General features: G+C 71.5%; 26 protein-coding genes. 11 read left to right on the top strand and 15 right to left on the bottom strand.

Going from position 1 to position 24,716, the window contains the following annotated elements; translation table 11 throughout:
- Positions 1-313 precede the first annotated feature (313 nt).
- From DEJ21_RS16390 to DEJ21_RS16370, 5 genes are read right to left on the bottom strand one after another with little or no spacing between them, the layout of a single operon-like run.
- On the bottom strand, positions 314-745 hold the full coding sequence (locus DEJ21_RS16390) for a hypothetical protein (protein WP_111038226.1): 432 nt from the start codon (positions 743-745) through the stop codon (positions 314-316).
- The gene (locus tag DEJ21_RS16385; protein WP_258375117.1) at positions 711-1,511 is read right to left on the bottom strand and encodes a signal peptidase I; all 801 of its coding nucleotides are present in this window, start codon (positions 1,509-1,511) and stop codon (positions 711-713) included. The genes DEJ21_RS16390 and DEJ21_RS16385 overlap by 35 nt, the downstream gene beginning before the upstream one ends.
- On the bottom strand, positions 1,508-2,404 hold the full coding sequence (locus DEJ21_RS16380; protein WP_111038224.1) for a hypothetical protein: 897 nt from the start codon (positions 2,402-2,404) through the stop codon (positions 1,508-1,510). The genes DEJ21_RS16385 and DEJ21_RS16380 overlap by 4 nt, the downstream gene beginning before the upstream one ends.
- Positions 2,401-2,979 carry a TasA family protein gene (locus DEJ21_RS16375; protein ID WP_111225312.1) on the bottom strand — a complete coding sequence of 193 codons (579 nt, stop codon included), beginning with the start codon at positions 2,977-2,979 and terminating at the stop codon, positions 2,401-2,403. Before DEJ21_RS16375 ends, DEJ21_RS16380 begins: the two co-directional genes overlap by 4 nt.
- A 45-nt stretch (positions 2,980-3,024) precedes the next feature.
- Positions 3,025-3,579, bottom strand: a complete 555-nt coding sequence (locus DEJ21_RS16370; RefSeq protein WP_111022073.1) for an alternate-type signal peptide domain-containing protein — start codon at positions 3,577-3,579, stop codon at positions 3,025-3,027.
- Between the two features lie 393 nt (positions 3,580-3,972).
- Here DEJ21_RS16370 and pnuC point away from each other — a divergent pair, with 393 nt between their 5' ends.
- From pnuC to DEJ21_RS16350, 4 genes are all read left to right on the top strand, one after another.
- The gene (pnuC, locus tag DEJ21_RS16365) at positions 3,973-4,638 is read left to right on the top strand and encodes a nicotinamide riboside transporter PnuC (protein WP_111093321.1); all 666 of its coding nucleotides are present in this window, start codon (positions 3,973-3,975) and stop codon (positions 4,636-4,638) included.
- A gap of 90 nt (positions 4,639-4,728) precedes the next feature.
- The gene (locus DEJ21_RS16360; RefSeq protein ID WP_111022075.1) at positions 4,729-5,361 is read left to right on the top strand and encodes a hypothetical protein; all 633 of its coding nucleotides are present in this window, start codon (positions 4,729-4,731) and stop codon (positions 5,359-5,361) included.
- Between the two features lie 84 nt (positions 5,362-5,445).
- Complete coding sequence (locus DEJ21_RS16355) at positions 5,446-5,880, top strand: chemotaxis protein CheY (protein WP_111225311.1); 435 nt, start codon at positions 5,446-5,448, stop codon at positions 5,878-5,880.
- A complete protein-coding gene (locus tag DEJ21_RS16350) occupies positions 5,877-6,185 on the top strand; it encodes a transcriptional regulator (RefSeq protein WP_111022077.1) in 309 nt (102 codons plus the stop codon). Before DEJ21_RS16355 ends, DEJ21_RS16350 begins: the two co-directional genes overlap by 4 nt.
- 11 nt (positions 6,186-6,196) lie before the next feature.
- Here DEJ21_RS16350 and DEJ21_RS16345 read toward each other — a convergent pair whose 3' ends face one another.
- The 6 genes from DEJ21_RS16345 to DEJ21_RS16320 all read right to left on the bottom strand — a co-directional run bounded on the left by DEJ21_RS16345 (position 6,197) and on the right by DEJ21_RS16320 (position 13,412).
- Entirely contained in the window at positions 6,197-7,417 is a 1,221-nt protein-coding gene (locus DEJ21_RS16345; protein WP_111225310.1) for an ABC transporter permease, read from the bottom strand.
- Positions 7,414-8,349 carry an ABC transporter ATP-binding protein gene (locus DEJ21_RS16340; protein WP_111225309.1) on the bottom strand — a complete coding sequence of 312 codons (936 nt, stop codon included), beginning with the start codon at positions 8,347-8,349 and terminating at the stop codon, positions 7,414-7,416. Before DEJ21_RS16340 ends, DEJ21_RS16345 begins: the two co-directional genes overlap by 4 nt.
- Before the next feature lie 145 nt (positions 8,350-8,494).
- Entirely contained in the window at positions 8,495-10,153 is a 1,659-nt protein-coding gene (locus tag DEJ21_RS16335) for a glycoside hydrolase family 13 protein (RefSeq protein ID WP_111225308.1), read from the bottom strand.
- 77 nt (positions 10,154-10,230) lie between these two features.
- Positions 10,231-11,145 (bottom strand): carbohydrate ABC transporter permease, encoded by a 915-nt coding sequence (locus DEJ21_RS16330; RefSeq protein ID WP_111225307.1) that lies wholly within the window; start codon positions 11,143-11,145, stop codon positions 10,231-10,233.
- Complete coding sequence (locus tag DEJ21_RS16325; RefSeq protein ID WP_110865283.1) at positions 11,145-12,101, bottom strand: carbohydrate ABC transporter permease; 957 nt, start codon at positions 12,099-12,101, stop codon at positions 11,145-11,147. The genes DEJ21_RS16330 and DEJ21_RS16325 overlap by 1 nt, the downstream gene beginning before the upstream one ends.
- Before the next feature lie 12 nt (positions 12,102-12,113).
- Complete coding sequence (locus DEJ21_RS16320) at positions 12,114-13,412, bottom strand: ABC transporter substrate-binding protein (RefSeq protein WP_111225306.1); 1,299 nt, start codon at positions 13,410-13,412, stop codon at positions 12,114-12,116.
- Positions 13,413-13,544: 132 nt separating this feature from the next.
- Between DEJ21_RS16320 and DEJ21_RS16315 the strand changes: the two genes are divergently transcribed.
- The gene (locus DEJ21_RS16315) at positions 13,545-14,705 is read left to right on the top strand and encodes an ROK family protein (RefSeq protein ID WP_111225305.1); all 1,161 of its coding nucleotides are present in this window, start codon (positions 13,545-13,547) and stop codon (positions 14,703-14,705) included.
- Positions 14,706-14,749: 44 nt separating this feature from the next.
- Positions 14,750-15,271, top strand: coding sequence for a hypothetical protein (locus tag DEJ21_RS16310; protein WP_111225304.1), 522 nt, complete (start codon positions 14,750-14,752; stop codon positions 15,269-15,271).
- Positions 15,272-15,286: 15 nt separating this feature from the next.
- Here DEJ21_RS16310 and DEJ21_RS16305 read toward each other — a convergent pair whose 3' ends face one another.
- Positions 15,287-15,979, bottom strand: a complete 693-nt coding sequence (locus tag DEJ21_RS16305) for a CoA pyrophosphatase (protein WP_258375116.1) — start codon at positions 15,977-15,979, stop codon at positions 15,287-15,289.
- Positions 15,980-16,162: 183 nt separating this feature from the next.
- Between DEJ21_RS16305 and DEJ21_RS16300 the strand changes: the two genes are divergently transcribed.
- The 4 genes from DEJ21_RS16300 to DEJ21_RS16285 all read left to right on the top strand — a co-directional run bounded on the left by DEJ21_RS16300 (position 16,163) and on the right by DEJ21_RS16285 (position 20,943).
- The gene (locus tag DEJ21_RS16300; RefSeq protein ID WP_111225302.1) at positions 16,163-17,494 is read left to right on the top strand and encodes an esterase family protein; all 1,332 of its coding nucleotides are present in this window, start codon (positions 16,163-16,165) and stop codon (positions 17,492-17,494) included.
- A gap of 44 nt (positions 17,495-17,538) precedes the next feature.
- Positions 17,539-19,998 carry a bifunctional lysylphosphatidylglycerol flippase/synthetase MprF gene (locus DEJ21_RS16295; RefSeq protein WP_111225301.1) on the top strand — a complete coding sequence of 820 codons (2,460 nt, stop codon included), beginning with the start codon at positions 17,539-17,541 and terminating at the stop codon, positions 19,996-19,998.
- Between the two features lie 38 nt (positions 19,999-20,036).
- Positions 20,037-20,570, top strand: coding sequence for a hypothetical protein (locus DEJ21_RS16290; protein WP_111225300.1), 534 nt, complete (start codon positions 20,037-20,039; stop codon positions 20,568-20,570).
- A 67-nt stretch (positions 20,571-20,637) separates the two neighbouring features.
- Entirely contained in the window at positions 20,638-20,943 is a 306-nt protein-coding gene (locus tag DEJ21_RS16285) for a hypothetical protein (RefSeq protein WP_146247822.1), read from the top strand.
- A gap of 93 nt (positions 20,944-21,036) precedes the next feature.
- Here the strand turns inward: DEJ21_RS16285 and DEJ21_RS16280 are convergent, their stop codons facing one another.
- Genes DEJ21_RS16280 through DEJ21_RS16270 form a run of 3 tightly spaced genes read right to left on the bottom strand, consistent with a single transcriptional unit; the run spans position 21,037 to position 23,283 of the window.
- Positions 21,037-21,435 carry a hypothetical protein gene (locus tag DEJ21_RS16280; protein WP_146247821.1) on the bottom strand — a complete coding sequence of 133 codons (399 nt, stop codon included), beginning with the start codon at positions 21,433-21,435 and terminating at the stop codon, positions 21,037-21,039.
- 40 nt (positions 21,436-21,475) lie between these two features.
- On the bottom strand, positions 21,476-22,726 hold the full coding sequence (locus DEJ21_RS16275) for an MFS transporter (RefSeq protein ID WP_111225297.1): 1,251 nt from the start codon (positions 22,724-22,726) through the stop codon (positions 21,476-21,478).
- Positions 22,711-23,283 (bottom strand): transcriptional regulator, encoded by a 573-nt coding sequence (locus DEJ21_RS16270; RefSeq protein WP_111022089.1) that lies wholly within the window; start codon positions 23,281-23,283, stop codon positions 22,711-22,713. The genes DEJ21_RS16275 and DEJ21_RS16270 overlap by 16 nt, the downstream gene beginning before the upstream one ends.
- A gap of 172 nt (positions 23,284-23,455) precedes the next feature.
- On the opposite strand from DEJ21_RS16270, the gene DEJ21_RS16265 reads away from it, so the two are divergent.
- Positions 23,456-24,550, top strand: a complete 1,095-nt coding sequence (locus DEJ21_RS16265; protein WP_181435935.1) for an SGNH/GDSL hydrolase family protein — start codon at positions 23,456-23,458, stop codon at positions 24,548-24,550.
- Positions 24,551-24,716 lie beyond the last annotated feature (166 nt).

Here is a 24,716-nt window from a genome sequence, read left to right as displayed (position 1 = left end):
GGGGGTGTGGTTGCTTCGGTGTGGGGTGGTGGGGGGGCACGGGGCGGGCAAGTTCGCACGGGTCGGGCGATCCGGCACGGTGCGCATGCTCGAGGAACCGGCACGAATGACGAACCCGGCACGGTGCGGTTCCGTGGTCGCGTCCTTCGGGCTCGCCCGGAGCCGCACGGTGCGGGGTTCGTGGGTCGGGGCGATGGAGGTGGCTCGGTGCGGGGTCGTGGTGGGGCACGGGGCGGGCAAGTTCGCACGGGTCGGGCGATCCCGCACGGCATGACGAACCCAGCACCGTGCGATTCCGTGGCCGCTGGCCGCGTCAGTCGGTCGCGCCCCGCGGGGGATCGACGAGCAGCCCGACGCGGTCGTCCAGGTAGTCGGCGAGGGGGACTGCGGCGCCGGCGGTCGGGGACCACCGGACCGAGGGCACGTCCTCGATGACGACGAGTACGCCCTCGGCGCCGACGAGGGAGTCGTCGACGGGGATCGGGACGGCGCCGTGGTTCACCGTGTCACCAGCGTCGAAATGGCCCTTCGCGGCGGCGGCGCGGTAGGCGCGACGGACCTCGGCGGAGACCGACTGGTACTGCGACCGACCGGGTTCGGTGACGCGGGTGATCGACCCGGTGGCCCAGACACGGCCGGCGGTCTCGGGGGACGACCCGATCAGGAGTGCTCCGACCCGCCACACCCGGCCGAGGGGTCGCATCGTCGGGTCACGACGGATCCCGAGGACCGCCTTCGGCTGCACGTACTCGCCGAGTGCTTCGTCCGGGACGTCCGCGTCGCGGAGCCGTCGTGCCGCTGCGTCGAGGAGCTCCCGCGCCCGCTGCACTCCGTCCGTCACGTCCACCGAGCCTAGACCGGGTGGTGGCCGTCGTCTCGGTCCTGTTCTCGCTGGTGATCCGCTCGACGTGGTGCGCTGCGCTGCGGCGTCCGTGGCTGGTGTCGGCGCGGCTCGTGCCGGCGCGGCGACGACGTGCGGCGCTCACGAAGCCCGCGGTCATCATCACCGCCCCGTACGTCAGGAGCACGCCGGCGACCGCGGGGATGAGCCAGCTCCGCGACCCGTTGACGACCTGGTTGACGATGCCGATCTCCGGCACGGAGTACCAGACCACGCCGCGGATCTGCACGGCGGTGACCAGTGACGGGTCGGCCTCGGCGTTGTTGTCGCCCTTGAGGACGAAGGTCCGCTCGCCGTCCGACGACGACGACACCGAGACCACGCGGTGGCTGACGACCGCGGGCTGGCCGGACACGATCTGGTAGGTCACGACGTCGCCGACGCGGATGTCGTCGATCGGGGTCGGACGGACCACGAGCAGCGTCCCCGGCGGCAGGGTCGGCTCCATCGACTGCGTCAGGACGGTGAGCGGCATCGAGCCGGTGGCCTTCGGCACGACGATCAGCACGACCGCCAGGGCGGCGACGAGCAGCAGGAGTCCGGTGCTGAGGCCGAGCACGACGGCGTGGACGACGGCGCGCCAGCCGGTGCGCGGGGTGGGGGTGCTCATGCGCCGCATCGGATCGCCGCCCCGTTGTCCTGCGTGAAGAGCGTGACCTTGCCGGTGCCCGCGACGGTGCTCGTGGGGTTGCCGGCGCTGTCGAGCACCTTGACGGTGACGGTCAGCGTGCCAGCGGTGCCGGCGCTCGCGGGGACGTCCGGCGGCGCGATCGTGATGAACGCGGAGTAGTCCTGCGCCTTCTGCCCGACCGGGGTCGAGCCGACGAACGCGCCGTACCAGGTGTCCATCGGCCGGTTCGCGGCGTCCCACCGGATCTCGACGTACCAACCGCCGTGGTCGGTGCAGACCAGCGAGGGCGTGGTGTCGACGGTCGCCGCCGGGGTGGTCAGGGTGAAGCCGCCGGCGACGACGCCCGAGGTCCAGGTGCCGCTCGTGACGGTGAGGTTGACGTTCACCTTGGCGGTCGAGCCGGCCGGGGCCGATGACTGCAGGGTGCTGCGGGTGCACCAGACGGCGGAGGCGCCGGCGGCCAGCTTCGCGCTCATGCTCGGCAGGGACGCCCAGGTGCCGGTGACGGACCCGGTGCCGACGGCCGTGCTCGTGGTGCAGCCCGCGGTCGAGGCGACCGGCCAGGCGACGACGGTGACGGCCTTGGCGAGCGCGGTCGAGCTGCCGGACACGACGGAGACCGTGGTGGTGGCGGTGCCGGCGAGGGTGCCCGAGTCGGTCAACGTGATCGGCTTCGTCGTCGAGGTGACGCTCGACGAGAACGCCGTGGTGAGGGCGCTCGTGCCACCGATGGACGCCGCGACCGTGCCGACCGTGGTGCTCGCCGCGGTGGTGCCCGACGCGCTCCACAGTGCCCACGCGGCGCTCGAGGTGCCACCGACGAACACGGCGGTGAGGAGCACGGCGACGAGGAGCCGGAGGCGGCGGTTCATGCGGAGACCTGCGTTCCCGTGACGGTGAGGGTGAAGTCGGTGGTGGCGCCGGCGACGCTCTGCGGGGCGTCGGCGTCGAGGGCCATCTCGAGGCAGGCGATGCCGCTGACCCCGGCCGGCAGGGTGAAGGACCCGGTGCCGGTGTCGAAGGTGGCGAGCCGCGCGCTCGTGCCGGTGAGCCCGGGCACGCACTTCGCGGCCGAGGACACCATCGCGAGGTGGAGCGTCAGCTCTCCGGTCGCCGCCGCGACGGACGACTTGGAGGCCGTCGTCGTGACGCGCATCGACAGGGGGACCGAGCCGGTGTTCCGCACCGTGAAGGTGCCGGTGGTGCTCGTGCCCGGCCCGAGGACCGCGGTGTTCATCGCCGTCGTGCTGCCGACGGTGATGGTCGCCGTGGCGGAGCGCACCGTGGTGGCTGCCGTGCTGGCCGTCCCGTTCCAGAGGGCGTACGTGCCGCCGGCGCCGAGGAGCGCCGTTCCGACCGCGACGACCAGGGCGATCGCGACCGGCCACACCCAGCGGTACCGTCGGGCTGCGCGGTGGCGTCCCGTCGTCCGCGGTGTGGCGGTCATGTGCGTGCTCCTGGTCGTCGTGGTCGGTGGGGTGCGATCGGGGGATCAGGAACCGATCGCGGTCTGGGTCAGCGTGAAGGCCAGCGCGCTGAGGTTGATCGAGCCGCCCTGACCGGTGGTCGCCGACGAGGGGAGCGTCACCGTGAAGACGACCTTGACGGTCGACGTGGACGAGGAGGGCGAGACCACGAACGTGTTCGTGTTCGACGAGGACTGCACGACCGAGGCGCTCGTCGACGTGACGGCCAGCGTCTTCGTCGTGGCGGCGAGCAGCGCGGCGTCACCGGTGATGCTCTGGTTGGCGTAGGTCAGGTTCGCCTTGAGGTCCTGGCCGGTCGCGCCGATGTTCAGCGTCTGCGTGAACTGGAACGTGTTGCCCGGGACCATCAGGGCCTTCGTCGGGTCGATCGCGGTGGAACGACCGTTCGTGATGTCCGTCCACGCGCCGTCGTTGTTGGCGCTCAGCGTCAGGGTGCCGGCGCTCACGGCGGACGCGGCGCTCGAGGCGCTGGCGTTCCAGAGGGCGAACGTGCCCGCACCGCCGAGGAGGAGTGCGACGCCTGCTGCGCCGGCGATGGCACCGGTGACGATCTTGTGCATGGGGTGGTTCCGTTCCTGCGTGCTCGGGGCACGCTGAAGCCCACCGGGGACATTCGGGCGTCGTGTCCGGTGGGGAGGTTGTCATCGACCCAGTGGTTGGAGGGGGTCGCGGCTGACCGGTGCCGAGAACGGTCGCCGGGCCTCGGAGCGCATGTGCTGCTGCTCGGGCGGGCTGGACTCGCTCTGGTGACGACGTTAGCTGTCCCCCAAAGTGCCGACAAGCGAGAACGAGCGTTCACCCGGACCCCAGAACAGGGGTCATTTTTGTCCCCGCTAAAGAGGACATGGTTTGTACCCCGGGTTCTGGGAGTGCGCTCCGCGTGAGCAGAGCGATCACGGAAGGAATGTCGGTACGCACGGCGTCGTTGCACCGTCCGGAAACGAGGAGGGCCCATGGACATCGTGCGCTGGTTGTTCGACGCGCAGATCGTCATCGGCGACCAGACGGTGCTCTGGCGCGAGGTGATCGGCAACGTCTTCGGGCTGCTCAGTGCCCTCGGTGGCATGCGCCGGAAGGTCTGGGCCTGGCCGGTCGGACTGGTCGGCAACGCCCTGCTCTTCACCGTCTTCATGGGTGCGCTCTTCGACACCCCGAACCCCGTCAACCTGCTCGGGCAGGCTGGCCGCCAGGTCATGTTCATCATCGTGAGCATCTACGGCTGGTACCGGTGGACGCACCGCCCCGAGGACGCGACGACCGTGATCGAGCCGCGCTGGGCCTCCTGGCAGACCCGTCTGCTGCTCGTCGTCGGCATGGTCGGCGGCACCGCCCTGCTGACCCCCGTCTTCCGCGCGCTCGGGTCGTACGAGCCGGTGTGGAGCGACGCGTGGATCTTCGTCGGATCGCTGCTCGCCACGTACGGCATGGCGAAGGGGTGGGTCGAGTTCTGGCTCATCTGGGTGGCGGTCGACCTGGTCGGCGTGCCGCTGCTGTTCTCCGCCGGGTACTACGCCTCCGGGTTGATGTACGTCTTCTACGGCGTCTTCACCCTGACCGGGTTCTTCGTGTGGATGCGCCAGCGGGTCCGGCCTCCGGCGGCGCCCGTCACCGTCGGCTGACCGCTGTGATCACGACGCGCTGACGCGGCCCGGAGCACGGCCCCCGCTCTGGGACGAGACAAACGGCCCGGAATGCGCTGCAATGGTCGGATGGAACCCCTGCACGGCGAACGCGTCGAGGACGACGAGTCCCTCGCAGAGCGCACGGTGCGCGCGGCCATCCGTGCCTACCGGCTGCACCCGTTCGACACCGTCGACGCGGCGGTCGTCGCCGAGGTGGCCGGTATCCCGCTCGAGACCGTCGAGCGGCTGTTCCCGACCTGGCACGCCCTGCTCCTGGTCACCTACGACCGGTGGGCGCAGCTGCGGGGGACCCGGCGGAAGAACCCGCCTACGTGCACGATCGAGCACGTCCGTCTGACCCTGGCCGAGGACGTCGCCGACCCCGGGCTCGTCCGGGTGCTCGCCGGGCTGATCACCGTGGCCAGCTCGGAGTCCGGGTTCGCCGAACTGTTCCGCAAGCGGTTCGAGGAGTACGCCGAGCAGCTGACCGTCGGGCTGCAGCGCGACTTCGACAAGGGCTCGGAAGAGGCCGGCATCCCCGCGTACCAGGCTGCGACCCAGCTGCTCGCCGTGTACGAGGGGCTGCAGATCCAGATGCTGGTCCGCCCGTACATCGACGTCCTGGTGGAGTTCGACCGCGCGGCGAACACCCTGCGCCAGGGCTGGAAGCGGCATGCCGTCCCGTCGTGGGACCTCGACGAGGCACCCGTCCGCGTCTGAGCGCAGCGGCAAGCTCTCCGGTTTGGAAAGTGCTTGCCAAAGTGGAAAGTACTTGCAACACTGGTGTCAACGAGAGGGGACACCATGGAGGACACCACCGCACGACCCGGACCCGCCGAGGCGGCCCGACTGCTCGACCAGGCGGACCGGATCGGCCGACGTGCGCACGACGCCGTCCGCTGGCCGTACGTCACGTTCATCACCGCGCTCGGCGTCGCGACGTCGCTCGGCACGCTCGGCATGGGGCTCACGACCGGGGACGCGTTCGCCGCCGTCTACGTCGGCACCCTCGTGGCCCTGTTCGCCCTGGTGGTGTTCTTCATGGTGAGCATCCGCGGCCGCTCGGCCTTCGCCCGGAGCCGCCGCTGGACCGTCTACATCGCAATCTGGGCGGTCACCTACCTGGCGGCGATCGCCGTGGTCGGGTGGGTGCACGGCTCGGTGCTCTGGTCGGGCATCACCTCGGGGCTGGTGCTGCTGGTCGCCCTGGCGTGCGCGGCGCGCGAGGCCCGCTCGTGAGCACCACCGACCGGGTGCACCCGCGGCACGAGCTCGATGACCTGCTGCAGCACCCCGTGCGCTTCTCGGTGATCGCCGCCCTGACCCGCGCGGGCACCCTCGGGTTCCGCGAGGTGCGGGACGCGGTCGAGGTCAGCGACTCGGTGCTGAGCAAGCAGGTGTCCGCGCTCGAGGCGGCCGGCTACGTGTCGGTGGGGAAGGGCTTCGTCGGCAAGACACCCCGGACGTCGATCACCCTGACGGCGTCGGGGCGAGCCGTGTGGGCCGCCCACCTGGACGCGCTCCGCCGCATCGCCGCCGGCTGATCAGCAAGGGATCAGCCCCGCCGCCCCCGCCGCCACGACAGCACCTGCCGCACCGTCACCTTCGACCCGTACTGCGCGACCGAGTGCCGGAACAGGTACTCCGCGAACCACAGCAGCAGCCCGGCGACGATGAACACCTCGACGATGCAGACCACCGACTCCGTCACGGTCAGGGCCCCGACGGCGTTCCGCACCATCGCGGTGATCGGCGTGAAGGTCGGGAAGTACGTGAAGAACTGCGCGACGGGCGACGTCGGCGTCGTCATCACGAAGAACGCCGCGTACAGGGGGATGATCAGCGCGAAGATCGCTGCCGACTGCAGGGCCGAGGCGTCCTTGATCGACGGGACGGCGGCCCCGACGGCGACGAACAGCCCGGACGCCAGCAGCACCCCGCCGACGAGCAGCAGCGCCCCGGTCACCATCCGCCACGGGTCGACGGTCAGCCCACCGAGCTGCGACGACACCAGCGGCAGGGCGACGAGCAGCCCGACCAGGCCGGGCACGACGAACACGCTGACCTGCACGAAGCCGACGAGCAGCATCGCGATGACCTTGCCGCGGATCAGGTCGCCCGCGGTCACCGTGGTCAGGATCATCTCGGAGATCCGGTTCTCCTTCTCCTCGACCACGACGGTGACCATCCGGGCAGCGAGCAGGATGACGAGCCCGAAGAACGCGGCGACGAACAGGAACGGCGGCACGACGGACAGCCAGCCCGGGGCAACCCGGCCGTCCGCGTAGGTGGTGACGTCGGTGGCGGGCGGACTGCGGAGCAGCTGCACGGTCTCGGGGTCGTCGACGGACGCGGCGACGCTCTGCTCGAGCACCCGCTCGGCCAGCGACGAGTAGACCCCGTTCGCGAAGAGTCCGCGGTCGGCGGCGTCGACCCGGATGGCCGTCGTGGACGGCGACGACGGGAACGCGATGAAGGCATCGAGGTCACCGGACCGGACGGCGGCGCGGTCGGCTGCGGCGTCGGTGGAGGGGGTCCCGCCCCACTTCGCGGCCACGGACTCCGACACCAGGCCGGACTCGTCGACGTAGTGGAACGGGGTCTTGGTGGCCGACGACCCGGACACCACGGAGTTGGTGCCGGCGGCCTGCCCGATGCCCACGAGCAACGAGACGACCACGATGACGACCGGCAGTGCGAGGGTGCCGATCCAGAACGCGGGCTTCTTGACCGCGCGGACGAACTCGAACCGGACGACCGTGCCGAGGTTGCTCACGCCGCTGCCCCGTCGGTCGACGCCGCAGCCAGGGCGTCGTGCCCGTAGACCTGCACGAAGATCTGGTCGAGCGGGATCCGGCGCATCTCGAACGCGGTGACGTGCACCCCGGCCGCGACCAGTTCTGCCAGGACGTCCGCACCGTCCGGAGCGGCGGCCTGGGTCGGGACGAGGTAGGCGACGTGCCCCTCGTGACGGGCGAGCCGGTACAGCGGTGACTTCGGTACGGGGCCGTCGAGCCCCACGCGGGCGACGGCGCCGCCGAAGGCGTCCTGCACGTCGGGCACGGATCCGTACGCGGCGGCCCGGCCGTCCTTGAGCAGGAGGATGCGGTCGCAGAGCCGCTCGACCTCGTCCATGTGGTGCGTCACGAGGACCACGGTCGCGCCGTCGGCCTTCCGTTCGTCGACCAGGTCGAGCAGGAGCCGCCGGTTCACCGGGTCGAGGCCCTTGGTCGGTTCGTCGAGGATGAGCAGCCGGGGCTGGTCCATGATCGTGATGCCGAGCTGCACCTTCTGCTGCTGCCCGCCGGACAGCTTGTCGACGCGCAGCTTCGCGCGGTCGGCGAGCCCCACCCGGGCCAGGTAGTCCATGCTCCACGCGGTCGCCTCGGCGCCGCGGAGCCCGCGCAGGCGCCCGAAGTAGGTCATCACGTCGATGACGGACTCCTTGCGGTACAGCCCGCGTTCTTCCGGCAGGTAGCCGATGCCGCCGGTGGCTGGTCGGTAGGGGCGGCCGTCGATCGTCAGCGTGCCCGCCGTCGGGGTGGTGATGCCGAGCAGGGCCCGGATCGTCGTGGTCTTGCCGGAACCGTTGCTGCCGAGCAGCCCGAACGTCTCGCCGGGGGTGACGTCGAACGACAGTCCGTCGACCACGTTGCGGTCCCCGAACCGCATCACGAAGTCCTGCACGCTGATGCTCGCCCCGCTCATGCGGCGACCCTACCGGGGCCGGCTGACGGCGCGGACGCCGGTCGCGGCCCGGGACGGTGACGACACGACGGACGGGAGGCGCGGTGCCAGCTGGCACCGCGCCTCCCGTCCGTCGTCCGGTCGCGCCCAAGGCGCGAGCGTCGCGTCAGGAACGCAACCAGGCCGTCCCGACGCCCGACAGGGCGCCGTCGACCACCGGGGCCGAGGCGAGCAGCAGCTCGCCGGCCGGCAGCGCGAAGGGGTCGTCGCCGAAGACCGTCACGCTCGTCCAGCCGTTCGGCCGACGGAACGCGAGCACGTCGTCACGGCCGGTCTCGATCCACTCGAGCTGTTCCTCGGACTGCAGCTGGCCTCGCAGGCCGAGCGCCTTCCGGTACAGGTTCAGGGTGGAGTCGGGGTCGGTGTCCTCGGCCTCGACGCTGGAGTCGGCGAACCACGCCGGCTGTGGCAGGTGCGAGCCGTCCGGACCGAAGCCGAACGACGAGCCGGTGCGCGTCCACGGGATCGGTACACGGCAGCCGTCACGACCGACGTCGACGCCCGGGTTGCGGAAGAACGCCGGGTCCTGGCGGTCGGCGTCCGGGATGTCGCCGACCTCGTGCAGCCCGAGCTCCTCGCCCTGGTACAGGTAGGCGGAGCCGGGCAGGGCGAGCTCGAGCAGCGTTGCGGCCTGCGCGCGACGGAGGCCGAGCGACCGGTCGAGTGCGTCCTGCGAGCCACCGGCGAGCAGCCAGGCGCTGCCCTGCTTGTCGGTGCCACCGGCGCGGGGCGGCAGGGCGTAGCGGGTGGCGTGCCGGACGACGTCGTGGTTCGAGAACACCCACGTGGTCGACGAGCCGGACTGCTCGGCGAGCCCGAGGTTGAACTCGATGATCGTGCGGAACTGGCCGGCGTCGAAGTCGGCTTCGAGCAGGTCGAAGTTGAACGCCTGACCGAGCCCCTCGGCGCTGGCGTAGCGGGCACGGCGGTGCGCGGGGACCCAGGCCTCGGCGACCGCGGTGCGGGCCGGCGTGTACTCGTTGAAGACCGTCCGCCACTCGGCGTAGATCTCGTGCACGTCGTCGCGGTCCCAGAGCGGGTGCGTGCCGTCCTTCGGCATCTCGGCGAGCTCGGCCCAGGTGGGCAGGGTCTCGCCCAGGTCCTTCGCCAGGCCGTGGGCGACGTCGATGCGGAATCCGTCGACACCGCGGTCGGACCAGAAGCGCAGGGTGTGCAGGAAGTCGTCGCGGACCTCGCGGTTCGCCCAGTTCAGGTCGGGCTGCTCCTTCGCGAAGCTGTGCAGGTACCACTGGCCGTCGCCGACGGCGGTCCAGGCCGGGCCGCCGAAGATCGAGATCCAGTCGGCGGGGGCGTCCTCGCCGGACGGCCCCGTGCCGTCGCGGAACACGTAGCGGTCGCGGGCGGGGGAGCCCTTGGGTGCTGCGAGGGCCTCGCGGAACCACTCGTGCCGGTCGCTCGTGTGGTTCGGGACGACGTCGACGATCACCCGGATGCCGGCGGCGTGCAGTGCCTCGACCATCCGGTCGAAGTCGTCGAGGGTGCCGAGGCGCGGGTCGACGCCCCGGTAGTCGTCGACGTCGTAGCCGCCGTCGGCCAGGGCGGACGGGTAGAAGGGGCTGAGCCAGACGGCCTCGATGCCGAGTGAGGCCAGGTACGGCACCCGCTCGGTGATGCCGGGCAGGTCGCCGATGCCGTCGCCGTTCGCGTCGGCGAACGAGCGGGGGTAGATCTGGTAGACGCTGGCCTGGCGCCACCAGGTCTCGTCGTGCGAGGTGGCGGCGGGCTGGGTGAGGGTGTCGGTCACGTCGGGCCTTTCGTGGGTCGAGGGGTTCGTCGGGTTCGAGGGGTGTGTGTCGGTCGGGCCCGCACTGGCGGTGTCGGTCACTTGATGGCGCCCTGCGTCACGCCGGCCATCACCCACCGCTGGGTGACGAGGTAGACGATGATCGCGGGGGCCATCGCCATCAGGTACGAGGCGAACGACACGTTGTAGTTGTTGCTGAACTGCGTCTGGAACATCTGCTGCAGCACCGGCAGGGTCTGCAGCGCCGGGTCGGAGGTGATCAGCGACGGCATCACGAAGTCGTTCCAGGACGCGAGGAACGCGAAGATGCCGACGGTGGCGCTCATCGGTGCCAGCAGCGGGAACACGAGTCGCCAGAACACCTGCCCCGTGCTCGCACCGTCGATGCGTGCACTCTCCTCCAGTTCCGCCGGGATCGACCGCAGGAAGGCGGTGAAGAGCAGCACGCTGAAGGACAGCTGGAACATGACGTGCAGGATCGCGACGCCGAGCGGGTTGTCCAGGTGCGCGAGTCCGGTGAGCTTCACCTGCGACAGTGCGAGCACCGGGAACGGCAGGAACATCGCCGCGAGCAGGTAGAAGAACGACCAGCGGAACAGCCGGCGGTCCCAGTTCCGGGCGATCGCGTAGGCCGTGAACGAGGCGAGCAGGATCGTGCCGACGACGGTGATCGCGGCGACGAACACCGAGACCCCGAACGCCCGCGGGAAGTCGGTCAGCTGCCACGCCTGCACGAAGCCGTCGACGCTGAACGGTGCCGGCAGCGAGAACGCGTTGCCGTCGACGGCCTGGCCGGTGGTCTTGAACGCCATCGTCAGGGTGACGTACAGCGGCACCAGCACCGACAGCGCGCACAGCACGAGGACCACGGTGACGGGCCAGTTCGAACGAGCGCGGCCGGCCTTGCCCGAGCCGGAGGGCCGGTCGGCGTCGACGGAACGGATGCTGCCGGTCGCGGTGGTCCCCGGTCGCAGGGGTGCTTGCAGGGACATCAGAGCGCTGCCTTCCCGCGGGTCGCCCGCAGCTGGATCACGGCGATGACGACCGCGATGACGAAGAAGATCGTGGCGTTCGCCATCTGGTAGGCGTAGTCGCCGCCGTTGAAGCCCTTGAAGATCGACATCGCGACACTGGTGGTCGAGGTGCCGGGGCCGCCGTCGGTCAGGCCGACGATGATGTCGTACGAGTTCAGGAAGTTCTTGAACCCGATGACCAGGTTGATCAGGATGTAGCCCGCCGTCAGCGGTGCGGTGATCGAGACGAGCTGCCGCCAGGCGCTGGCACCGTCGAGGGCGGCTGCCTCGTACACCTCGCCGGGGATCGAGAGGACGCCGGCGATGTAGATGAGGAGCGTCGACGGGATCGCCTGCCAGGCGGTGACGACCACGATCGCCAGCCAGGCCAGGTCGGGGTTCGCCAGGATGCTCTGCTCGAGCGGCCCGAAGCCGATCGCGGTGGCGAAGGCCGGCAGGCTGTTCGCGAACAGGAACGAGAACACGTAGGCGATGACGATGCCCGAGATCACCATCGGCAGCACGAACACCGCACGCAGCGCGATCTTGCCGCGGATCTTCGACGTCAGTGCGATGGCGAGCAGGAACGCGATCGCGTTCACGACGATCACGGTGACGAGCGAGAACCCGAGCGTGAACAGGTACGCCTGCAGGATCGCGGGGTCGGAGAACACCGCGATGTAGTTGGTGAGCCCGGTGAACCGGAACTCGCCGAAGCCGACGGAGTTCGTGAAGCTCAGCACGATGCCCATCACGGCCGGCAGCGTGATGGCGAGCGTGAAGAGCACCAGGGTGGGCAGCAGGAACGCCAGGAAGAGCGGGTCGACGCGGGGCTTGCGTCGTCCGTCCCGTCGTCCGGCCTGGAGGCCCGGTGCGGCCCCGCCACGGCGGCGGCGGTCCGCCGTCGTGATGGATTCGGTGGTCGTGGTTGCCATTCGGACGTCTCCTTACGCGGCCGTGCGGAGCGCGAGACGCGCCCAGTCGGCGTCGAGGGTGCGGAGCTGGCGCTGCGGGTCGCCGCCGAAGGCGATCGACTGCGCGTAGTTCGCGACCGGGATCTCGGCGGGGATGAGCTGCGAGGCGCCGAGGTAGAAGGCTGCGTCGTCGTAGTACGACTGCATGCCGCGGAGGGCGGGGTTCGACGCCGGGGGAGCGTCCTTGCGCACCCCGAAGCCGTTGTTGTCCGCGTTGTACCTGTCGTTGACCTGCTTGGTCATCAGGAACGACAGGAACTCGCGGGCGGCCTCCTGCTTGCGCGACGCCTCCGGGATCCAGAGCGCCAGGTCGACGTTCACGCGGACCTTGCGGTCGGCCGGGTCGTCGGTGACGGGGAGCGGGAAGGTGCCGAGGTCCATGTCCTTCGTGGTCTTGGCGATCTCGCCGAGGGCCCAGGGCCCCTGCAGGTACATGCCCGCCTTGCCCTGGGCGAAGGCGAGGTTGCCGTCGCCGTACCCGCGGCTCGCGGCGCCGTCCTGGTGCCAGGCGCGGAGCTGCACCATGCGCTCCATCGGCTTCCGCAGGTCGCGCTCGAACGAGACCGCGGACCCCTTGCCGACGTTCGTGCCCTCGCGCCGGAGTGCCTCGAAGGTCCCCGGGGTGTCGATCATGCCGCCGATCGAGTAGTCGAACATGCCCTGGGCGATCGTCCAGTTGTCCTTGAACGTGCCGTAGATCGGCGCGATCCCGGCCTTGGTCAGGCGCTCGCACACGTCGGCGAACTCGCTCCACGTCGTCGGGACCTCGAGCCCCTGCTGCGCGAAGAGCGCCTTGTTGTAGATCACCGACGCCGCCGTCACCGAGTACGGCAGGGCGCTCTTCCGGCCGGGGTAGTCGGCGGTCTGCTCCATGAGCGGCCACAGGTCGGGGTTGATGGTGTCGGCCTGCGGCAGGTCGGACAGGTCGGTCAGCGCGCCGTGCTCGACGAACGGCACGACCGAGAAGTTGTAGTTCCAGCAGCCGAGGTCCGGCGGCCGGTTCCGCACGAAGTTCGCGGACATGCTCGAGGTCGAGTCGCGCACGACCCGGACCTTCGACTGGCTCTGGTGGAACTGCGCGATGACGTCGTCGAAGTAGCCGATGACCTCGGGCTTCGACACGTAGAACGTGATGGTCTCCGGCTTGGCGCTCGAGGACCCGATCGGGGCGCATCCGGCGAGCGCGAGGCCCGCCCCGATGCCGCCCGCTCCCAGCAGGAACCCGCGTCGGCTGACCGATGCTGCGCTCCTGGCGGTGGCGTGTGCTTGCACGTCGTCTCCGTCCGTCCGGACCCGGCGTCCCTGCCGTTCCGTCCCGCGAGCGGCTCCGATGCTGCCCGCGGAACTAAATGTAGCGAGAAAATCTAATTCCGCAAGGAACTCGTCGCGCGATAGGGTCACGACATGCCGCCACCCCGTGGAACGAGCGCAGAGACGCTGCTCGCGTACGCCTTCGACTCGTCCGCGTTCACCGCGACCGAGGCGATCGACGCCACCGGCCTGACCCGGTCGACCGTGCTCGGGGCGGCCGAGGAGCTCGTGCGGCTCGGCTGGCTCCGCGAACTCGACGATGCCCGGGCCGCGGGGGAGTACCGGATGGGACGCCCCGCCCGCCGCTACGAGCTCGACACGGTCGCCGGGGTCGTCGTCGGTGTGGACGCCGGCCAGCACCGGGTCACCGCCTTCGTTGCCGACCTGCGCGGCACGGTGCTCGGTCGCGCCGAGGGGGCGCTCGGTGCGTCAGGCCTCGACGTGCCCGTTCGACTCGGGGTCCTCGCCGACACCGTGGCCGCCGCCCTCGCCTCGGCCGACGTCGACCGCACCCGGGTCCTGGTCACGGTCGTGGGCATCCCGGCGCCGGTCGACGCAGCCGGTGCCTCGCCCGACGACGGCGGCTTCTGGGTCCGCATGAACCCGGGGTTCGCCGACGCCGTGCCGGACGGGCGGGTGCTCGTCGAGAACGACGCGAACCTCGCCGCGCTCGCAGAGCGGCCGTCCTCGGGTGATGCCTCCTTCGCGGCGCTGCTGTCCGGCGAACGCTTCGGCGCAGGCCTCGTCGTCGACGGGGTCCTGCTGCGCGGTGCCCACGGTGGTGCCGGGGAGATGCGGGTGCTCGAACTCGTCGAGGGTGTCGGCTCCTCCGACGGCATCGGCGCGGTCGCCCGCACCTTCGTGGCCGACGCCGTCGCCGCCGGGCACATCCCCGCGGACGCCGCGCTCGCCGCTGACGCTGCCCTGGTGTTCGAGGCCGCACGGAGCGGTGATCCGGTTGCGCGCACGATCGTCGACCGTCTGGGGGACCGCCTGGCCCGGGTCTGCATCCTGCTCGCGAGCCTGCTCGACATCGACCGCGTGGTGGTCGCCGGCGCGATCGCCCAGCCCGCGGTCGCCGTGATCGACCGCGCGCGCGAGCTGCTCGCCAAGGGGCACTTCGACCCGGTGCCCGAACTCGTCGCGTCGTCGCTCGGGGCCGACGTCGTCGTCATCGGGGCCGTGGCCCACGCGGTCGATGCGGTGCGGGCCGACCCGCTGTCGTTCGCGGTCCGGCCCGTGCTCGCATCATGACCACACGGTGCACCGGGTACTCGCCGATCTGACAGAATCTCGTCATGCACCGTCTCCGAGCCCTCCCGATGCCCGTGTTGTTGCCGGTGCTCTTCCTGTTCGCGGGCGGGCTGTGGTTCGTGATCGGGCTGGTCGTCTCTCCCCGTGACATGTCCTTGCTCGGGCGAGCGGTCGGCACGGTCTTCTACGCCGGTGCGATGACGGCGTTCTTCGGCGTCTGGATCAGCCGCGCTCGTCGGCGAGCCGGCGGCGCGACGGAGTTGACGGACGTGCAGCGCGGTCTGAAGCGCGGCGAGGTGCCCGAGGACGCTGATCTCGGCAGGTGGTCCGCCACGGTCGACGAGCACCACCGACAGTTGCGGCGGAGCCGGTGGCTCGGGCCGGTCGTCTTCGGGGTGATGATCGTGCTCGCCATCTGTCTCGCCCTGACCTCGACCCCCTGGTGGTGGTTCGGGGTGGCGTTCTTCGTCGGCTTCTTGCTGTTCTCGGTGATCACGACGCCCCGCGCGCTCGCGAAGGCCGAGGTCGTGCGCGAGGAGCTCCGTCGCCGTGCGAACGGGCTCTGACGCGAACCCGGCGCATCAGCGCGGCAGTGGGATCTCCCGTTCGCGGTCCCACGGTTCCGTCCAGCCGAGTCGGTCGAACAGCGCATCCAGCAGCATCGCGGTGAAGCCCCACACCAGGTGCTCGTCCCCGTCGGCCTCGACGGTGAACGCCGGTCCGCGCCACTCCTGACCACTGCGGCGGATCACGGTCACGCCGCGGTTCGCCGGGTCGAGCAGGTCGGCCACGGGGACCCGGAACACCGCCGCCGACTCGTGCTCGTCGACGACGCGGATCGGTGAGGGGTCGCGCCACCAGCCGATGACGGGACGGACCAGGTGGTTCGAGAACGCCAGGGGCACGGCTGGCAGGGCGCCGAGCACCTCGACGCCGGCGGGGTCGAGCCCCGTCTCCTCCTGTGCCTCGCGGAGGGCGGCGGCGACGGCGTCCGCGTCACCGGGGTCGATGCGTCCACCGGGGAACGCGACCTCGCCGGCGTGCGCGCGCAGGGTCGTGGCTCGGGCGAGGAGCAGGACGTCGAGGTCCCGCGGGACGCCGGGCGCTGCCGCCGGTCGGTCGCTCGGCGTGTGGTCGAGCGCGCCGAAGAGCATCAGGACCGCGGCCCGACGTGGTGAGGCCGTGCCGCCGGGTTCGACGAGTGGCCCACCGTCCCCCCAGCCGTCCGCTGCGACCGCCGCGAGAGCAGCCCGTACCGATCCGTCGTGCGTCACCCGTTCACCCTAGGTGCGTACCAGCGTGCGGTCCCGCGGCAGCGTCGCACCGGACGCCTCACTGGGCGTTGTTCGAGTGCCATCTGGGAGCCGCACAGGTGGGAACTGTGCGAACCGGAAGCGCCTCGGTGCCCCGTTCGCAGCGGGCCGACGCCACGATTGCACCGTCCGCCGGGAGGCCCCATGTTCCACGATCTGCTCCGACCCCTGTTCCACGTCGCCGTCGTCGCACCGTCCGTGCTCGTCCCGGTCGACGTCGCCGCCGGGCTCCTCGCCGTCGCCGCGCTCCTGCCGGCGTTCGGTCATCACTCCGGGCATCCGGTCCGGGGCCTGCTCTGGCGGCTCGGCGCCGTGGCCGTCGGAGCCGGGATCGGCCTGGTCGCGGTGTGGTGGTTCGGGGACGTGCAGGACCTGTACGGGGTGTCGTTCACCCCGATCACCCGGATGTGGGTGGCCCTTGCCTTCGGCGGTGTCGGGCTCCTCGTCGTGACGGTCGTCCAGGGCGGCTGGCTCCGCCGCGTGCTCGGCGTGCTCGCGGCGGTGGCGGTGGCCCTGGCCGCCGTCCTCGGCGTCAACGTCGACTTCGGGGCGTACCGCACGATCGAGCAGGCCGTCACGACCGATCCGTACCCGTCGGGTCCGCTGGGACACGAGACGGGGGTGGGGCGCGCCTCCAGTCCGGTGGTCGACCCGGCCACCTGGCGGGCGCCCGCCGACATGCCGCGACGCGGGAAGGTGCTCTCGGTCACCATCCCGTCGACCGTCTCCCACTTCCACGCGCGGCCGGCTGTCGTGTACCTGCCGCCGGCCGCCCTGACCGAGCGACCACCGACCCTGCCGGTCGTGATCAGCCTGGCCGGGCAACCCGGGCAGCCGAGCGACATGTTCCAGGCCGGTCGGCTCGGCGCGGTGATGGACGCGTTCGCCGAGGCCCACCACGGACTCGCCCCGATCGTCGTCGCGCCGGACCAACTCGGGGCGCCGGACCGGAACCCGATGTGCGTCGACTCGTCCCTCGGCCGTTCCGCGACGTACATCATGACCGACACCACGAACTGGATCCGGCAGCACCTGCGCGTCGGGGCAGCGCCCTCGGCCTGGGGCATCGTCGGGTTCTCGCAGGGAGCCACGTGTGCCATGCAGTTCTCCACCGCACACCCGAACGTGTTCGGCACGACCTTCGCGATCTCGAGCGAGCTGGCACCCCTGAACGGCTCCGTCCAGCACAGCATCCGGTACGGGTTCGGCGGCTCGGCCTCGCGGTACGCCGCGGCGGCACCGCGGGCGATCATGCGCGCGCACGGTCCCTACCCCGGGCACCTGACGGTGTTCGCCTACGGCAGCGACGACGCCCCCTACGTCGCCTCGACCACGGCGCTCCGCACGGCTGCGGAGGCCGCCGGCATGCAGACCCGGCTGTTCGTGTCCGAGGGCTCCGCCCATGACTGGAACACCGTCCGCTACGCCCTGCGCGTCGGGATGCCCGGCGTCATCGCGCACCTGGGCCTGCGGTGAGCGCGGTGGTCGCGGCCCTCGCGTGGGCGCATCCGAGACGGCTCGTGCCGGCAGCCCGTCGGTACCCGCTGACGAGCGTGGTCTCGGCCCTGACGATCGTCGCCGGCATCGCCGCCGTGGTGCTCCGATGCCTCGGCACGAAGGACGGTCGCACGCCCGACACCCTGGGCGGCACGATGGGTCCGCTCGGCGTGGTCGCGGTGACGAGCAGCGTCGTCGGGTTCCTCGTCACCTTCGTCGCCGTCGTGGTCTGCACCGCGGCGTCCGAACGGCTGCTCGGCTGGCGGCGCACCCTGCTCGCGATGGTCGTCACGACCGTGGTGGGGACCGGGCTCGGCGCCCTGCTGCAGCTGTTCGACGGCGCCCCGGCGAACCGCGGTTTCCTCGTGCACCTGGGACACGTCGGACCCTGGACGTGGATCGTCGGCACCATCGTCACCGCGAGCGCGTTCGCCGGCGCGCTGTGGCGGCGCCGGATCCGGGTCGTGTCGATCGCCGTCGTCGCGGCACTGCTGCTCTACGCCGGACACGCGTCCGACCTGCACGCGGCGCTCGCCCTGGTCGTCGGCCTGGTGCTCGGCCGCCTGCTGCGACGGTCACCGGTGCGGAGCGGCTGGACCCGGAGCTCCTCACGCGAGACCCGCGTGCTGCTGGTGGCCGCGGTCACCGTGTCGGCGGTCGGCCCCGTCCTCGCGCTCGTCACCGGTGCCCAGTTCGGGCTGCTCGCCCCGCTCGCCGTGGTGCTCGACACCGGGCCGACCGGACGGATGCCGCACTGCTCGGTGACCGGGGTGACCGCCAGCTGCGTCCGGGCGCTCGCCGAGGTGCACCCGCACGGCCTGTTCCACTCGCTGCTGGCCGTGATGCCGCTCGTGGTCCTGGCGGTCGGCGCCGTGGGTCTGCGACGTGGGAGCCGGTTCGCACTGTGGCTGGTCGCGACCGTCGACCTGGTCTCCGGCGTCGCGACCGCCGTCTCGTACGGGGTGCTGCCCGAGCGGCACCACGCCGTCGTGCAGCGCCTGGCGTCGGACCACCTCGCGGTCTCGCTCTCGATCGTCGCATCGGTCCTGGTGCCGATCGCCACCGCCGTGGTGCTCGTCCTGCGCCGGGCGGACTTCCCGGTCCGGACCGACCGGCGGCGTCTGCGGACCTTCGTCCTGACGGTCGCCGGCTCGGCCGTGGTGCTCGCGGTCGTCGTCGTCGGTGTCGCCGTGGCTTCGGGCGACAGCGTGCGCGAGCCCCTCCACCTGGCGCTCGCCGTGCTCGGCCCGATCGCGCCCGTGACGCTGCCGACACACCTGGCGCAGGCCGAGCCGGCGCTGCGGTTCGTCGTGGGCGTCTCCGGTCCGCTCCTGTGGCTCGCCGTGGCGATCGCAGCGGTCCGGCCGACCGGCGCCGGACGCTCGGACAGCGACCTCGACGGGCAGGACGCCGCCCGGGTGGCCGCTCGGGCGCTCCTGGTCGCGGGCGGTGGCGACACCTTCGGGTGGATGACCACCTGGCCCGGCAACGAGTACTGGTTCACCGAGGACGGCCGCGCCGGTGTCGCCTACCACCGCACCGGCAGCGTCGCCGTGACGACCGGCGGACCCTTCGGACACGAGGACGCGCGGCTGGCGGCACTCGAGGGCTTCGCACGGGCCGCGGACGACCACGGCTGGACGCCCGTCTTCTACGGCATCGACGCCACCCTCGGCGCTGCGCTCGCCCGGCTCGGTTGGACGACGCTCCCCGTGGCCGAGGACGCCGACCTCGACCCCCGAACCTGGACGACGACGGGCAAGCGCAAGCAGGACGTCCGCACGGCCGTCAACAAGGCCGCCCGCTCCGGCACCACCGCACTCTGGTCGGACTGGGGCTCGCTGCCCGGCTCGGTCACCCGCCAGATCGAGGCGATCTCGGAGGAGTGGGTCGCCGAGCGCGAACTCCCCGAGATGGGGTTCACCCTGGGCGGGATCGACGAGATGCGCGACCCCGCCGTCCGCACGCTCGTCGCCCTGGGCTCGGACGGCGCCGTGCTCGCCGTCACCAGCTGGCTGCCCGCCTACCGCGCCGGGCAGGTGGTCGGGTGGACGCTCGACGTGATGCGCCGCGCGCCGGACGCCGCGAACGGTGTGATGGAGTTCCTGGTCGCGAGTGCGGTCGAGCGGATGCGCACCGACGGTGCCGAGCGGCTCAGCCTGTCCGCCGCACCGCTCGCGTCGTCGGCCGAACCGCAGGGTGCAGGCCGGGGTGGCGTCGAATCGGTCCTCGACGTCGTCGGCGGTGCGCTCGAGCCCGTCTACGGGTTCCGTTCCCTGCTGCGCTTCAAGGCGAAGTTCGGGCCCGACCTGCACCCCCTGGTGATGGCGTACCCGGACCCGGTGGCGCTGCCCACGATCGGCGTCGCGATCGTCCGCACCTACCTGCCCGGGTTGTCGCTGCGCCAGGCGGTGGCGATCGTGCGGGAGCGGCGTCCGGCACACGGGGTCCGGGCCGAGCAGCCGGGGGAACGAGTGGGCTGACCCGGACGGGTCCCCAGCGCCGTCGGTACGTTCGGATCATGGGAACCGAACGGGCCGACGGACCGGCCGTGGACGAGCACGATCCGTACGAACGTCGCCCCGGTTACGTCACGAGTGCCGACGGCCGGACCGACCGGATGACCACGGACATGTTCGCGGGCGTCGTGGTCGGGTTCGTCCTGGTGCTCGTCTTCGGGTTCTTCCAGCTCGTCGAGTGGATCGCGATCGGAGCGGCCGTGGTCATCGGCGCGGCGGTGTGGTTGGTCCTGCGCAGTCGGCGACGGCGTGCAGATCGCCGCGCTGGTCGGTCGCCGGACGCCGTCCCGCGTGCTCGGGACCGGGCGATCGCCGAGGCGAACGGTGGGCGCCGGTTCTTCGTCGCCCAGAACCCGGTCGTCGTCATCGTGATGGGGGCGATGTTCATCGGTGTGGCGGTCGCCCCGCTGCTGTTCGGCGGGGTCTCCGTCGGCCGGATCGTGACCGGGGTCATCGTCGTCGCGAGCGGCGTCCTGTGCATCGTGCAGGGGATCGGCACGCTGCGGGTGCGCCGGCGGGAGCGCAGCGGCGGCTGAGCCGCGGTCGGCGGCCCGCCCGAAGTGGGCGCATCGGCGTCGCCCGAGGGCCAATAGGCTCACGACCGTGACTGCACCGCACGCTGGGCGACGCTTCGGCGCGACCCGAGGCGAATTCGCGCTCCTGATGACGGTGACCGTCGTCCTCGGACTCGTGGTCCCGGCAGGCGGGCTGCTCGCCGCCTTCGGCTCGCTGCTGACCGGTGTCCGTGACGATCGTCGACGCGTCCGTGCCCTGTTCATCGTCGGCTTGAGCATGTTGGTGCTGCAGGTCGCGTGGGTCGTCCTCAGCATCTGGGGGCCGGTGGAGGTCTGCGGCTCGACGAACGGCGGCCCCGAGACCTGCCAGACCTACTGGCCCTGGGAAGCCTGACGCGTCGTCGACGCGACACAGGGCGGACGGGAGGCGCGGTGTCAGCTGGCACCGTGCCTCCAGGCACGGCCGCTTCGTGTGGTCTTCCGGGCATCAGGGCGGGGCTTCGCGCGACCAGTAGTCCGCTCGGACCACGAGGAGCTCGCCTTGGACCTCCGACGTCAGGTTGACGACACGGGGATCCCACAGCGTCCCGGGCAGCCTCGCGAACGGTTCAGTGCCCAACGTCGTCGACAGTTCGGTCGGGCTCATCCCCGACGGCGGCTGCACGGACACGACCGACCAACATCCACCGGATGCGCACTCCTTGTCCTCGTGGACCACCCTGCTCCCGACCGGCAGGGGGATCGACGCCGTCGCCGGCACGTCGCCCTCCGTCGCGCCCATGAACAACAGTGCGGTGCGCAGGCCGATGAACAGGAGCGCCGCGGCAGCCGCGATGAGAACGGTCACGACGATCGCTCGTCGGGTGTTCGTCCGCTGCCTGGTCACGTTCGCAGCCTAGGCGGCGGCCCGGGCGGACCACCGGACGTCAAGCCGCCGACACCGTGCCCGAGCGGCGTTCCATCAGCCGCCACGATCCTCCGAGCAGCGGCGTGAGCGTCACGACCGTGTACACGACCGCGACGACGGCGAAGGTGGCCTCGACCCCCACGCCGTCGGCAGCGAGCCCGGCGAGCAGGCCGCCGACGGGGATGCCCGCCCACGCGCCGGCACCGAGCAGGCCGAACACCCGCGCGCGCATGTGCTCCGGGATCCGCTCGAGCTCGACGGCTCCGAGGATCGGGTTGATCGACCCGGCCGCGAGCCCGGACAGCGCAGCCGAGGCGAGCATCCACGGCAGGCCGAGCCCGAGCGCCGGGACCACCAGGGACGGCCCGCCGGCGAGCACGAAGCACAGGGCGAAGACCAACCGCCGTGGCACGCGGTGCGCCACGTACCCGAAGGCGACGGAGCCGAGGAACGCCGCACCCCCGAAGACGCCGGTGACGAGCCCGAGCGCCTGCGCGCCGCCGAGCTGCTGGTCGGCGTAGAGCGGCAGGAGCGTGGTCGAGCGTGCGGCGTCGAGCAGGTTCGTCACGAGCACCAGCGCGACCACGAGCCGGAACAGGGGATCGCGGACGCAGAACCGGAACCCGTCGGCGATGTCGCGCCAGTACCCCTGCGACTCCACGGGTTCGGTCGACTCGATCGGTGCCACCGCGCCGCGGACCGTGAGCGCCATGAGCAGCGCGGCTGCCCCGAAGGTGATCGCCACGCAGGCCAGGCCCGGCATCGGACCGAGGACGGCGACCAGGGTCCCGCCGAGGGGCGCACCGATCAGCACCGACAGCCGTGACGACGCCTCGAAGTGGCCGACGGCACGTTCGAGCGGCACGCCTGCCGCGGTCGCGAGCCCCGGCAGGAGCACCCGTCGGGCGGACTCACCCGGGGTGTCGAACAGCCCGCTGACGAACACGAGTGCGAGGAGCGCCCAGAACGGCAGACCGACGGTCCAGGCGAGCACCGGCATCGCGAGCAGGGTGAGCCCGCTGACGACGTCGGACGCGACACTCGAGCGGACGAACCCGACCCGCTCCACGATGGCACCGCCGAACGGGCCGCCGAGCACGATCGGCACCGTTGCCATGAACGCGGCGATGCCGACGTCGGTGGCGGAGCCGCCACGCGCGAGGACGGCGAACGGCACGGTGATGGTGGTGACGACGTTCCCGATGCGCGACACCACCTGCACCGCGAGCAGTGCGCGCAGTTGCGCGCGGGGGCTCAGGCGCGCGGCCATCGGTATGCCTGGTTCAGCACGAAGACCTGCTCGGAGCCGTCGCCGGCGTGGTGCTCGGCAGCGACACCAGCCCAGCGGTCCACGACGCCGCGGAGTTCCTCGCCCATGTCCTGGAGTTCGGCGGCCGTGAGGCGGAGCACGCGGTCCGAGCTCGAGGACGCCGACACCCACTCGCGTCCGAGCGTCGGCGCGAGGTCGACGAACGCCTCGTAGTTCGCGGCGTACACGCGGGCGACCGCGTGGTCGAGGGCGTTCGTGGCGAGCAACCGCTCCGGGTCGTCGAGCGCATCGGCGAGCTCCCACACGGAGGCGTCGTGCGCGGCTCGCCACCAGCGCTCACGGCGGTCCGTGCCCGCGTCGGGAGCGGGCTCGATGAAGCCGGCGGCGGCGAGCCGGGTGCAGTGGTAGCTGATCGTGCCCGGCGCCTCGTCGATCACCTCACCGATCGTCGCGGCGGTCTGCGGGCCGTTCGCACGCAACAGGCCGAGGATGCGCAGGCGCGTCGGGTGAGCGAGGGCGCGCATCTGGGCGGGATCGTCGATCCGTCCTTGGGTCATGGTGTGACCTTACATGCACAAGAAGTCTTGTGGAGTTCTGCCCGGGTGCTCCTCGTCGTCGTGCGACCTCGGCACCTTGTGGCCCTCTCATGGCGCGGGGCGTCGTACCGACCTACCGTCTACTTGTCAGACGATCGTCTGTCGAATAGGCCCTCTGGAAGGAACCTGCTCCATGCGTCACGCTCCTCGCCTCCGCCGGACCAACGCGCTGCTGATCACCAGTGGCGTCCTCACGGCGGCAGCGCTCGCTGTCGGGGCGGCCGGGCCCGTCTCCGCGGCCAACGCCGACGGCGCGGCGCCCACCCAGTCCGTGGCCGCCGCCAGCGGTGACAGCTACGTGGCCCTCGGGGACTCGTACACGGGCGGCTTCGGCGTCGCCCCGTACAGCTCGGGTCCGGCGGCCGGCTGCTTCCAGTCCACCACCGACTACCCGCACCAGGTCGCAGAATCCCTGGGGCTCCGACTCGACGACCGTGCCTGCGCCGGTGCCACCACCGGCAACATCTCCCGGGTCGCGCAGAAGACCGGAGCCGGAAGTGCCACCGCGCCCGTCCAGGCCGACGCGCTGTCGAAGGACACGGACGTCGTCACGGTGTCGATCGGTGGCAACGACCTGGGGTTCACCGGAGTCATCAAGAACTGCGTCGCGCTGGACAAGGCCGGCCCGGTGTTCTCGGAGATCCACGGGAAGACCTACGACCACTGCAAGGACTACTACGCACCGGTCGTGCACGGCGTCACGCGGGATCGTCTCGCATCGCGCATCCGCACCGTCGTGGCACCTCGGCTCGCGTCGACGTTCCGCGTCATCGCGCAGCGTGCTCCGCAGGCGAAGGTGTTCGTCGTCGGCTACCCGATGATCGCGCCGGGTGCGGCGCAGGCCCCGAAGGGATGTTTCTCGAGCCTCCTCGGTGACTCCGGTCTCGAGCCGCCGTTCCCGCAGAACGCGTTCCCCTTCACCGCCACCGACACCGCCTACTTCCACCGTACCCAGAACGCGCTCGACGCAGTGGTCAAGGCTGCGGCGAAGGCTCGCGGCTTCACCTACGTCTCGACGCTGCAGGGCTCTGCCACGCACACCCCCTGTGCTGCGTCGGGCTCCGCGTGGATGGCAGGACTCACCCTGACCGATCGCGGCACCGCTGCGGACAGCACCCCGCTGGCCGGGACCAAGTACTCCATCCTGTTCGGCGCACTCCACCCGAACGCTGCGGGCATCGCGTACCTGCGTGACCAGACCAAGGCCGCGATCGTCGGATCGCGCTGACGCACCAGCGCCTGCGGGTCGCGTCGTCGACGCGACCACGAGACGGACGGGAGGCCCGGTGCCAGCTGGCACCGGGCCTCCCGTCCGTCTCTCATGGACTTCCGGGCGGGGGCCGCGTTGCTGGTCGGCTTGCCACTCATCCTGCTCAGCGGCGGTTTCAGTCCTC

Origin of the sequence: Curtobacterium sp. MCSS17_006 (assembly GCF_003234215.1) — a bacterium.
GTDB lineage: Bacteria > Actinomycetota > Actinomycetes > Actinomycetales > Microbacteriaceae > Curtobacterium > Curtobacterium flaccumfaciens.
The sequence above is the reverse complement of the archived record's forward strand: the minus strand, read 5'-3'. Positions and strand labels throughout refer to the sequence as shown.

Coding starts and splice junctions, on each gene's coding strand:
- DEJ21_RS16385 (WP_258375117.1), bottom strand. CDS start 1,511: ATGAGCACCCCCACCCCGCGCACCGGCTGGCGCGCCGTCGTCCACGCC.
- DEJ21_RS16380 (WP_111038224.1), bottom strand. CDS start 2,404: ATGAACCGCCGCCTCCGGCTCCTCGTCGCCGTGCTCCTCACCGCCGTG.
- DEJ21_RS16375 (WP_111225312.1), bottom strand. CDS start 2,979: ATGACCGCCACACCGCGGACGACGGGACGCCACCGCGCAGCCCGACGG.
- DEJ21_RS16370 (WP_111022073.1), bottom strand. CDS start 3,579: ATGCACAAGATCGTCACCGGTGCCATCGCCGGCGCAGCAGGCGTCGCA.
- pnuC (WP_111093321.1), top strand. CDS start 3,973: ATGGACATCGTGCGCTGGTTGTTCGACGCGCAGATCGTCATCGGCGAC.
- DEJ21_RS16360 (WP_111022075.1), top strand. CDS start 4,729: ATGGAACCCCTGCACGGCGAACGCGTCGAGGACGACGAGTCCCTCGCA.
- DEJ21_RS16355 (WP_111225311.1), top strand. CDS start 5,446: ATGGAGGACACCACCGCACGACCCGGACCCGCCGAGGCGGCCCGACTG.
- DEJ21_RS16340 (WP_111225309.1), bottom strand. CDS start 8,349: ATGAGCGGGGCGAGCATCAGCGTGCAGGACTTCGTGATGCGGTTCGGG.
- DEJ21_RS16330 (WP_111225307.1), bottom strand. CDS start 11,145: ATGTCCCTGCAAGCACCCCTGCGACCGGGGACCACCGCGACCGGCAGC.
- DEJ21_RS16325 (WP_110865283.1), bottom strand. CDS start 12,101: ATGGCAACCACGACCACCGAATCCATCACGACGGCGGACCGCCGCCGC.
- DEJ21_RS16315 (WP_111225305.1), top strand. CDS start 13,545: ATGCCGCCACCCCGTGGAACGAGCGCAGAGACGCTGCTCGCGTACGCC.
- DEJ21_RS16310 (WP_111225304.1), top strand. CDS start 14,750: ATGCACCGTCTCCGAGCCCTCCCGATGCCCGTGTTGTTGCCGGTGCTC.
- DEJ21_RS16300 (WP_111225302.1), top strand. CDS start 16,163: ATGTTCCACGATCTGCTCCGACCCCTGTTCCACGTCGCCGTCGTCGCA.
- DEJ21_RS16290 (WP_111225300.1), top strand. CDS start 20,037: ATGGGAACCGAACGGGCCGACGGACCGGCCGTGGACGAGCACGATCCG.
- DEJ21_RS16275 (WP_111225297.1), bottom strand. CDS start 22,726: ATGGCCGCGCGCCTGAGCCCCCGCGCGCAACTGCGCGCACTGCTCGCG.
- DEJ21_RS16270 (WP_111022089.1), bottom strand. CDS start 23,283: ATGACCCAAGGACGGATCGACGATCCCGCCCAGATGCGCGCCCTCGCT.
- DEJ21_RS16265 (WP_181435935.1), top strand. CDS start 23,456: ATGCGTCACGCTCCTCGCCTCCGCCGGACCAACGCGCTGCTGATCACC.